The sequence below is a fragment of the Megasphaera sp. DJF_B143 genome (assembly GCF_900320625.1).
In the GTDB taxonomy this organism is placed as follows: domain Bacteria; phylum Bacillota; class Negativicutes; order Veillonellales; family Megasphaeraceae; genus Megasphaera; species Megasphaera hexanoica.
Window position 1 is genome coordinate 1 of the sequence record NZ_ONTA01000090.1, and the last position, 10,465, is coordinate 10,465.

Annotated in this window: 10 protein-coding genes; 1 reads left to right on the plus strand and 9 read right to left on the minus strand. The window is 51.8% G+C overall.

Going from position 1 to position 10,465, the window contains the following annotated elements; genetic code table 11:
* The 8 genes from DBO31_RS02535 to alr form a co-directional block, all read right to left on the minus strand.
* The coding region (locus DBO31_RS02535) for an Hsp70 family protein (RefSeq protein WP_150824363.1) at positions 1-881 on the minus strand (881 nt) is incomplete at its 3' end.
* Positions 882-916: 35 nt separating this feature from the next.
* Positions 917-1,531 (minus strand): nucleotide exchange factor GrpE, encoded by a 615-nt coding sequence (gene grpE / locus DBO31_RS02540; RefSeq protein WP_059077293.1) that lies wholly within the window; start codon positions 1,529-1,531, stop codon positions 917-919.
* A gap of 14 nt (positions 1,532-1,545) precedes the next feature.
* Entirely contained in the window at positions 1,546-2,586 is a 1,041-nt protein-coding gene (gene hrcA, locus DBO31_RS02545; protein WP_059077294.1) for a heat-inducible transcriptional repressor HrcA, read from the minus strand.
* 224 nt (positions 2,587-2,810) lie between these two features.
* A complete protein-coding gene (locus DBO31_RS02550; RefSeq protein WP_150824364.1) occupies positions 2,811-3,593 on the minus strand; it encodes an enoyl-CoA hydratase-related protein in 783 nt (260 codons plus the stop codon).
* 45 nt (positions 3,594-3,638) lie between these two features.
* Positions 3,639-4,496, minus strand: a complete 858-nt coding sequence (locus DBO31_RS02555) for a 3-hydroxybutyryl-CoA dehydrogenase (protein ID WP_150824365.1) — start codon at positions 4,494-4,496, stop codon at positions 3,639-3,641.
* A 367-nt stretch (positions 4,497-4,863) separates the two neighbouring features.
* Positions 4,864-6,390: an FGGY-family carbohydrate kinase gene (locus DBO31_RS02560; protein ID WP_150824366.1), complete on the minus strand. Its 1,527-nt coding sequence runs from the start codon at positions 6,388-6,390 to the stop codon at positions 4,864-4,866.
* Between the two features lie 149 nt (positions 6,391-6,539).
* Complete coding sequence (locus tag DBO31_RS02565; RefSeq protein ID WP_150824367.1) at positions 6,540-7,712, minus strand: pyridoxal phosphate-dependent aminotransferase; 1,173 nt, start codon at positions 7,710-7,712, stop codon at positions 6,540-6,542.
* 136 nt (positions 7,713-7,848) lie between these two features.
* Positions 7,849-9,051, minus strand: coding sequence for an alanine racemase (gene alr, locus DBO31_RS02570; protein ID WP_059077299.1), 1,203 nt, complete (start codon positions 9,049-9,051; stop codon positions 7,849-7,851).
* A 225-nt stretch (positions 9,052-9,276) separates the two neighbouring features.
* On the opposite strand from alr, the gene DBO31_RS02575 reads away from it, so the two are divergent.
* Positions 9,277-10,137, plus strand: coding sequence for a DMT family transporter (locus tag DBO31_RS02575; protein WP_113856184.1), 861 nt, complete (start codon positions 9,277-9,279; stop codon positions 10,135-10,137).
* On the opposite strand, the gene DBO31_RS02580 is transcribed toward DBO31_RS02575, so the two are convergent.
* Positions 10,117-10,465, minus strand: a 349-nt coding sequence (locus DBO31_RS02580) for an MFS transporter (RefSeq protein ID WP_150824368.1), incomplete at its 5' end; no start/stop codon positions are given. The genes DBO31_RS02575 and DBO31_RS02580 overlap by 21 nt on opposite strands.

Genomic DNA, 10,465 nt, shown 5'->3' on the forward strand with positions numbered 1-10,465 from the left:
GCTTTACGGGTCGGTTCCATCGTAGCCTGTACGAGGTCTTCCGTCAGTTCGTTGAATTTAGCACGGGTCAGCGTCAGGTCGAGGTGTTTCGGGCCCGTGGCATCGGCCGTGATGAACGGCAGGTTGATGTTGGTCGAAAGGACCGTGGACAATTCAATCTTGGCTTTTTCAGCAGCTTCTTTCAGACGCTGTTCAGCCATCTTATCCTGCGACAGGTCAATGCCGGTCTGGCTCTTGAATTCACTGATCATCCAGTTCATGACTTTATTATCGAAATCGTCGCCGCCGAGGTGGGTATTCCCGTTGGTGGCCTTTACTTCGAATACGCCGTCGCCCAATTCGAGGATGGAAACATCGAAAGTACCACCGCCGAGGTCGAATACGAGGATCTTGCCGTCGCCGCCTTTATCCAGGCCATAAGCGAGGGCTGCAGCCGTCGGTTCGTTGACGATACGGAGTACATCGAGGCCAGCGATTTTACCAGCATCTTTCGTGGCCTGACGCTGGGCATCGTTGAAGTATGCTGGAACGGTGATGACAGCCTGGGTAACTTTTTCACCGAGATAGCTTTCGGCATCTTCCTTCAGTTTCTGCAGGATCATGGCCGAAATTTCCTGAGGCGTATATTTCTTGCCCTGGATATCGACGGTGTAATTTTCACCCATATGACGTTTAATGGAAGAAATCGTGTTTTCCGGGTTGGAAACAGCCTGACGTTTTGCCAGCTGGCCGACCAGGCGTTCACCGGTCTTGGAAAAACCAACGACAGACGGCGTCAGTCTGGACCCTTCTGTATTCGTGATAACCGTCGGTTCGCCGCCTTCCATAACAGCTACAACCGAGTTTGTCGTACCTAAATCAATACCAATTACTTTAGACATAAGTAATTCCTCCAATCTTATACTTTCTACGATACTTAACCGTTAAATGCAACTTTAACCATTGCCGGGCGCAATGTCTTGTCGCCCAGCAGATATCCTTCCTGCAGGACTTCCACAACGACGTCATTGTCGTATTCATCGCTGGGGACCCGCATGACTGCCTGATGATAATTCGGATCAAACGGTTTGCCTACGGCATCAATTTTCGTAACACCTTCTTTTTCGAGAACCGTCATGAGCTGTTTGTAAATCATGGTATAGCCATCTACAAACGATTTGAGCTCATCGGAAAGGGAATCCTGCGGCACTTGCAGGGCCCGTTCGAAATTATCGATGACCGGCAGGATGTTCTGGAGGACATCCATTTTGACGACTTCAGAAATCTGCTGCTTTTCTGTTGCAGTCCGCTTCTTGAAATTGGCAAAATCGGCCTGGAGGCGCAAGTAGCGCGATTTCATTTCCGCTGCTGCCGCCTCTGCCTGTGCGCTGGCATCCGGCTGCTGTGCCTTCTGGCTGTCCGCCTGTCCGGCACCGGCACCATCATCTGCCGCTGTTTCTTCTGCTATTTCATCAGCCGGCTGTTTCGTTTCTTCCACAGCCTCTGTCGTCGTCTGTTTTTCTTTTTCTTCTTTTTTCTTGTCTTTACTCATGACCTGCATCCCTCCTATTTATCGTCCTGGTAATGTTCCAGAATATGGGTCACATGCTGTTTCATAAAATCGAGTAAGCCAATGATCCGGGCATATTCCATGCGGGCCGGTCCCAAAACAGCAATCTTACCGAGGACTACATCATTGGCCATAAAGGTCGCTTCAATAATGCTGCAGTCATTAATCGGAGATAATTTAGTTTCTTCACCGATACGCACCGTTACCGGTTTGTCCGTTTGTTCTCCCTCATCATGCAGGATATTGGCTACAATATCCTGTTCCTCCAGCATGGTAAACAGGCTTTTCGCCTTATCGACATCCTTGAACTCCGGCTTATTCAGGAGTTCCATCGTCCCGCCTTTATACAACTGCTGCTGACGGCGGAACGCCCTGTGAAGTGAGCGGAAAGCAGTCCGGTACAAATCAAGGTCATCTACCACATCGTCGTGGAACTGCTGCAGCATGTCCATGTTGATTTTGGCCATGGGCACGCCGGACAGGAAATTCGTCAATTTCTCAGCGACGATGTTGAGTTCGTCCACATCGACGCCATCCGGTTTGGAATAAATACAGTTTTCAATCTGCCCGGAATCGGTAACGACAATCATGATAGCGCGCCGGTGATCCAGCGGCAGGAACCGTATGTATTTCAGCCGGGAACCGGGCTGCTGCGATGTCATGACGAGGGTCACATTGTGCGTAATCCTGGCCAGTCCCTTCGCCGTATTCTGAAATATCTGATCGACATCGCTTACCTTGTCCTGAAACCATGTTTCGACAAATTTCTTTTCATCATTTGTCACCTTTTCCGGTTTCACCAGGCAATCGACGTAGAACCGATACCCTTTAATGGATGGAATCCGGCCAGCCGACGTATGGGGCTGTTCCAGATAGCCCATCATTTCCAGGTCAAACATTTCGTTACGGATCGTTGCGGCACTGACGCCCAGATTATACTTCCGGGCAATGGTCCGGGACCCGACAGGTTCGGCAGACGTGATGTAATCCTGAATGATAGCTTGCAATATTTTTTGTTTTCTTTCATCCAAATTCATTTCCTGTCACCTCGATGCCGCGTTGTTTTAGCACTCTTTTTATTGGTGTGCTAACAACTATATAAAAGATAGCATGATTGAGCCGATTTGTCAATGATTTTAGGCCAAAAAAGTCAAAAAGTCAAAAATATTTTTCTCTCATACTATTCTTTTGACTTTTATGGTCAAAAAAAATACAGTGCCATCGCTGACACTGTATTTTTATTACCTTGTAGAAAAACCGGTTATTCGCCTTTGAAATCGGCTTTACGTTTTTCCATGAACGCTTTCATGCCTTCCTTCTGATCTTCTGTAGCAAAGCAGAGACCGAAGACATTGCTTTCGAACTGGATACCTGTAATGATGTCGCACTGTAAGCCGTTGTTGATAGCTTTCTTAGCGATCTGTACTGCTACAGGACCCTGTTTCATGATTCTCTTAGCGGTCTTGATGGCAGCCGGCATTAATTCAGCCTGAGGAACGACTTTGTTGACCAGGCCGATGCGGAGAGCTTCAGCCGAATCAATATTCTGGTTGCTCAGGATGATTTCTTTTGCCATGCCAGGACCTACGAGGCGGGCAAGACGCTGTGTGCCACCGAAGCCGGGGATGATGCCCAAGCCGACTTCCGGCTGGCCGAATACGGCGTTATCCGAAGCATAACGGAAATCGCAGGCCATGGAGATTTCGCAGCCGCCACCCAGAGCATAGCCGTTTACAGCGCAGATAACCGGCTGTGGCAGTCTTTCGATCTTGGTGATGACGCCAGCACCATATGTGCCCCAGTCACCAGCCTGTTTCGGGTTGTAATCAGCCATTTCTTTGATATCTGCACCAGCAACGAAGAATTTGTCGCCAGCACCGGTAATGATGACTACCTGTACGTCTTTCGAGCCGGCAATGTAGTCAACGGCTTTTTCAATATCACGGACCGTAGCGGCGTTCAGGGCGTTAGCCTGTTTCGGACGGTTGATCGTAATTGTAGCAATACCTTCTTCTACGGTGAAGAGAATGTTTTCAAATTCCATAGGTAGAATCCTCCTTAAGGTCAGTATCAAGCTATCCAGCGGGCATTATTTGCTGTAATCGTAGAAGCCTTTGCCCGTCTTGCGGCCGAGCCAGCCGGCAGCAACGTATTTACGGAGGAGCGGGCACGGACGATATTTCGGATCGCCAAAGCCTTCATAGAGAACTTCCATAACGTGGAGAACGACATCGTTACCAATCAGGTCGCACAGTTCGAGCGGTCCCATCGGATGGTTGTAGCCGAGTTTGCAGACAGCGTCGATGCCTTCTTTGGAAGCAACGCCTTCCATGAGGGCATAGCATGCTTCATTCAGCATCGGAACGACGACACGGTTAGCAGCGAAGCCCGGGAAGTCTTCAACTTCAACAGGGGATTTGCCAAGGGCTTCAGCGCATTCTACAACGGCTTTCGTCGTAGCATCGTCAGTTGCGATACCTTTGATGATTTCGACCAGTTTCATGACCGGAGCCGGATTGAAGAAGTGCATGCCGATAACTTTTTCCGGACGTTTCGTAGCCGTAGCAATCTTGGTGATAGGCAGGGAAGACGTATTGGAAGCGAGGATTGTATTAGCCGGGCATTTTTCATCGAGGTTCTTGAAGATGCCGCATTTGATCTTTTCGTCTTCGATAGCAGCTTCGACAACGAGTTCAACATCTTTCATGTTGTCTTCCGTGATTTCTACGATACCGGTCAGACGGCCCATGATTTCAGCTTTCTGGTCTTCCGTCATTTTACCTTTCGTAACTTTTCTGGTCAGCTGTTTGTCGATTTTTTTCATGCCGCCATCGATGAATTCCTGTTTGATATCGTTCAGGATAACATCTACACCGTGTTCAGCAAATACCTGAGCAATACCGGAACCCATCGTACCTGCACCAATAACCATGACTTTTTTGAACATTTGAAACTCCTCCTTTATTAGCGTGATTTTTTTCACTTTTTGTCTCAAAAAAAAATCACTTTTTGGTAAATATAAGATGCACTGCTTACATTCATAGTATAACACGTTTGGAAAAAAAGTCCACTAAAAAAACAGACATTTTCATAACTTTACAGAATCATTGCCTATTTTACCTTTTATATACGGCATTAAAACGGCCTTTTTCCATGCATTTATGTTGTTTAATCATCGATTTCCATAAATCAATGAACTTTAGGCATGGCCAGATAACTTTGTACCAGTAATGTACAACATACATAACAATAAAATAAGAACCGGAAAAATATCCGGTTCTTATTTGTGAATTTGTACACATTCACGAACTATTTTATAAATTTTTGATATTGTTTAAGGCTTCCAACAGTCCCTTGCGGCGTTCATACTGGTTCCGGTACAGGGCCGTATGATCACGGCAGGGCACAAACTCTTCCCTGACGGCCAGCTGCTGCTGCAACGCTGTTTTCAGGTCGGTCACATCCCCGGCGGCAAAGGCTGCCACCAGGCAGTTGGTCGGCACGGCCCCGCCGGCGACCTTCAAGGTCACGACACGGGTATCGAGCATATCGGCCTTGATCTGATTCCACAGCCGGTCGCGGCTGCCGCCTTCGGTGATGGTCAGCTGCGTGAGATCAATACCGGCGCTGCGATAGCGGTCGGTGACTTCCATATAGTCGTAGCCGATGCCCTCCAGCACGCAGCGCCACAACGCCCCCTGGTCGTCGTCCAGGGTCAGGCCCGTAAAGGTACCGCGTACATTAGGATAATCGCCATTGCCACCGGTCAGGTACGGGATGAACATAGCGCCGCCGCAGCCTGCGGGATGACGCCGGGCCAGGTCGTCCATTTCTCCGTAATAGGCATCATCATCGGCCTTGCGGGCAATGTTATCCTTGAACCAGCGCAGGGCCAGCCCTCCCGTACGCACCATGCCCCAGTAAAAATACGTGCCGGGAAGGGTCCCAGAATTAAAGACCAGTCCCGTACCCGGCGCCGACAGTTCAGGAATAATGCCATCCGTAGCCGCGCAAAACATGGCACAGGTCCCGGCCACATCGACGGCCCGGCCGGCTTCCAGGATGCCGCTGCCCATCATCGATTCCATGGTGTCGCCAGCACCGGCGCAGATGGGGATGCCAGCGGGAAATCCCGTTTCCGCCGCATCGGCTTCACACAGATGGCCGATGATATCCCAGGGCTTTACGATACGCGGCATATACGACCGGGGAATGCCCAGGATACGGAGCTGCTCCTCCGACCAGCACTTGTTCACCACATCGTAGCCGAGCCCCCAGCCGGACATGGTCCCCCAGTCGATGAAGGCATCGTTCCCGGAAAGGCCGGCCAGGTGCAGGAGGATATACGGGCAGTTGTGGACGAACTTGACGCCCTTTTCCCGTACGTCCGGCACGTTCTGCAAAAACCAGCGGGCAAACATGGCCGGGAACATGACGTTCGGTTCGGCATTGCCCGTTTCCCTGGCCCAGATATCCAGATGCTGCTCTTTCAGCTGCGATACATCTTCCGCTGTCCGGCTGTCGAGGTAATTGATGTACGGCGTCAGGGCATGGCCATCTTCGTCTATGCAGGCAATGCCGCAGATGATGCCATCGCCCATGATGGCCCGCACGCCCGAAGGAGAAATCCCCTTTTCCTTCATGCCGTCGCTGCAGACGCGCATGCACTGCTTGATCAGGCGGTAATATTCATCGATATCCATCTGTACCCAGCCGGGCTGTGGATAGGACAAGGTCGTCTTGGCCGTCGCCATGACAATTTCCTCCATGTTTTCATCATATACCGCTACCTTTACGCTCTGCGTCCCCGCATCAAATCCGAGATAATACTTCGTTTCCATATACTCCGTCCTCCCCTGTTCCAATTCTTCCACAGACCTGATGGCCCGTGTCGGTCTCTAACTCGTTATATATATTGTATCATATCCCTGCATGGCCCAAAAGAGGCCGCCCCGTTACGCAGCCCGGGGCGGCCTCTGATCATTCTATATTATTTCCTGTACTTTTCAACAAACCGTGCCATCCGCTTCAATGCTTCCTTGATGGTTTCCATGGAAGCAGCGTAGGAAATGCGGACATGATTTTCTCCGCAGGCACCAAATGCCGTGCCGGGAACGACGGCTACTTTTTCTTCCTTGACCAGTTTTTCACAGAATTCTTCACTGTTCATACCCGTGCAGCTGATATCGGGGAAGATGTAAAAAGCGCCTTTCGGTTCAAAAACGGGAAGACCCATATCGACCAGGCCTTTATAAATGACTTTACGCCGTGCATCGTATTCCTGACGCATCGATTCCACGTCAGCGGCGCAATCCCGGAGAGCGGTGATGCCGCCGTACTGGGCCTGCGTATTGGCACACATGATCATGTACTGGTGCAGCTTCAGGATATTGGCCAGGCCGTCCCGCGGGGCACAGACATAGCCCAGGCGCATGCCCGTCATGGCGTAGGCCTTGGAGAAGCCGTTGAGTACAATCGTCCGTTCGCGCATATCCGGCAGGTTGGCAAAGGACGTGAATTTCGTATCGCCGTACACCAGTTCGCAATAGATTTCATCACTCATGACGACCAGGTCATGCTTCTTGGCAAATTCCGCAATGGGCAGCAGTTCTTCCCGGGTCATGACCGTCCCCGTCGGGTTATTGGGGTAACCCATGACGAGTGCCTTCGTCTTAGGCGTCACGACCTGTTCCAGCGCTTCGGCCGTCACTTTGAAATCATCTTTGGCATAGGTCGGCACGAAAACGGGAACGCCACCGGCAGCTTCTACGGCCGCCGGATAGGCTACATACGCCGGGTCGGGAATGATGACTTCATCCCCCGGTTCGGTCAGTGCCAAAAGAGCCATGGTCAGCCCTTCCGAAGCCCCGACAGTCACCATGATTTCATCGACCGGATCGTAATCAACGCCATAGCGGTCATGGAATAATTTTGCAATTTCCTGCCGCAGTTCGATGAGGCCCGAATTGGCCGTATAGCTGGTCTGCCGCGCATCGATACTGGCTTTCATCGCTTCGCATACCTTGTCCGGTGCCGCAAAGTCCGGTTCGCCGATACTCAGGGACAGCACGCCTGGTATCTGATTGGCAATATCGAAGAACTTACGGATCCCCGACGGTTTGATAGCCTGCACGTTTTTCGAAATCTTGTCATCCCAATTCATAACACGCACCACCTTATTCAGATTATTTCTCTCTGCGCATACTGGATATGCACGTATCTTATATCTTTATAGTATACCTTATACTTGCCGATTGCAAGGTTTATATTTTAGGTTTATCGTTTATCCTGCGAAACTTTTAAGGTTTGTCAAAGAGATATTCTTCCCGTTCCACCACCCTGCCGTTGCGGATATAGACCCGTGGCACCCGGCGGTTGATGTTGCACATGATTTCGTAATTGATGGTCCCAGCCTTGTCGGCCAGTTCTTCAATGGGGATGAACTGATCGCCCTGGCGGCCAAATAACACGACTTCATCGCCGGCCCGGCAGTTCGCTTCGCCCGTGATGTCGATCATGCACTGGTCCATGCAGATCGTGCCGACCTGAGGGACGCGGTGACCGTGGAACAGGACGTCGGTCTTCCCCGACAAGGCCCGCATGTAGCCATCGGCATACCCGGCAGGAAGCGTCGCGATCTTGCGCCGCCGGTCGCAGGTAAAATGACGGCCATAGCTGACCGTCGCCCCGGCATCGATGAGCTTGACGTGGGCCACGCAGCAGCGCAGGGACATGACCGGCCGGAAATCAAACCCGGCAAGAGATACGTCATGGCTCGGCTGGCAGCCGTACTGGATGATGCCGGGACGGACCATGTCGAGATGATACCGGGGCAGTTCCAGCGTCGCCGCACTGTTGCAACAGTGGCGGATGGGAATGTGGACTCCTTCATCTTCCAGGCGGCTGCAGACCCACATAAACCGCTTGAACTGTTCATGCGTAAAGGTCTTGTCCTTCTCATCGGCCACAGCAAAATGAGTGAATATCCCCCGAATTTCGATGCGCGGCAGGGCGGCAATTTCCTTGATGACGGAAATGCTTTCCTCATCGGGCAGGAATCCGATACGGCTCATACCGGAATCAATGGCAATATGAACCTGCAGGGTCTGGCCCAGGCGGGACGCTTCCGATGAAAAGTATTCGGCATTCTTCAGATTGAACACGGCCGGCTCAATATGATAGGCCAGGAGTTCCTCTGTCCGCCGGCCGTCCGTATGGCCGAGGATGAATATATTCTTGGTAATCCCCGCATAGCGGCGCAGTTCCACCGCTTCATCCAGACTGGAAACGGCAAAGCAGTCGGCCCCGTTTTCCGCAAAGGTACGGGCCAGTTCGACGGCACCGTGGCCATAGGCATTGGCCTTGACAACGGCCGCAATCCGTACATCCGGTCCGACATGACGGCGGATGACCTGCATATTATGAGCGGCCGCGTCGAGGTCGATCTGGGCCCAGAGGGCGCGGCGCGTAAAATTTTCAGTCGTGCTGTAGACATCCATCATATACTCAGCTTCTTTCCTCTCGTAGTATGGGATTTTTGTACATCTACGGTCTATTTTATCACACTTACGATATAACTGAAACGTAAAACCACTATTTCTTTTTCCTTTTACTTATGTATACAATTTACAGAATACAAAAAAATGTATGAACCCTTAACCCTTTTCCCCTGTTTTTTGCTACAATACAATGTATACAATACAACACGGGTGTAATAGGAGGATACAATGAAAGACTCATATATCAAATTCATTCTGGCGACAGTCATCTTTGGCACCAACGGCATCATTGCCAGTCATATTCCCTTATCAAGTTATGAAATCGTACTGTGCCGTACGGTCCTGGGCGGGACCTTCCTGCTCATCCTGGCCCTCTGCCGCCGGCAGTGGCACGTACTCTTTACGGCGCCGCGCCGTTCCCTCGTCTGGCTGGTACTGTCGGGCATATTCCTGGCCGGGAACTGGCTTTTCCTGTACGAAGCCTACCAGCAGATCGGCGTCAGCCTGGCCACACTCATCTGCTATTTCGGCCCCGTCCTCATCATGATTCTGTCACGGTTCGTCTTTCACGAACCGTTCACCCTGCCCAAAGTGGCCGGCATGATCATCGTCACCGGTGGCATGATCTGCATCAATGGCGCCGATTTTCAGGCCAACGGCCTCTCATGGGGACTCGTGTGTGGCCTGCTATGCGCCCTGTGCTTTGCCCTGCTCATCGTCGCCATGAAAAAAACAGCCGGCATAAGCGGGATCATATCTCCTGCCTGCCAGCTGCTCGTCGCCTCCCTTGTCGTAGGCCTCGTGACCTGTACCATGTCCTCCGGCCCGGCCGCACTGGACGGCACGGCCATCGCCTGCATTCTCTGCCTGGGCATCGTCAATACGGGTATCGGCTACTCTCTCTATTTCTCCGGTATTCAAAACCTGTCTGCCCAGACCGTCTCCATCTGCGGCTACATCGAACCCCTGACGGCCCTGGCCCTGTCGGGACTGCTCCTCGGCGAAGTCCTGACAGCCGTGCAGTGGCTGGGGGCCGTCCTCGTCCTGGGCGGCGTAGCCCTGTCCGAGTTATGGCACCGGAGAGCCTGATGGCGGCGTGCGCCGGTCCGTCATATGGCCGCTTTTCCATGCCCAGAGCGTAAAGGCAATGTACAGCCCCATGACGGCCAGGACGCCATAGAAGATAGCCACATATCCCACATGGCCGGCCAGGGTCCCCAGGAGGACAATGCCCAGGCATGTTCCCAGGTCCATGGTGTTGTAATAGGTCGCACTGGCATTGCTGCGCCGCGCCGGAGCCACCACATTAAACAGCCAGGTCATGATGGCCGGCATGAGAAGTCCGGCACCCAGGCCATAGAAAACCGAACCACACAGCAGATACACTGAGGAATGAGCCGTGCAGATCATGAAAATA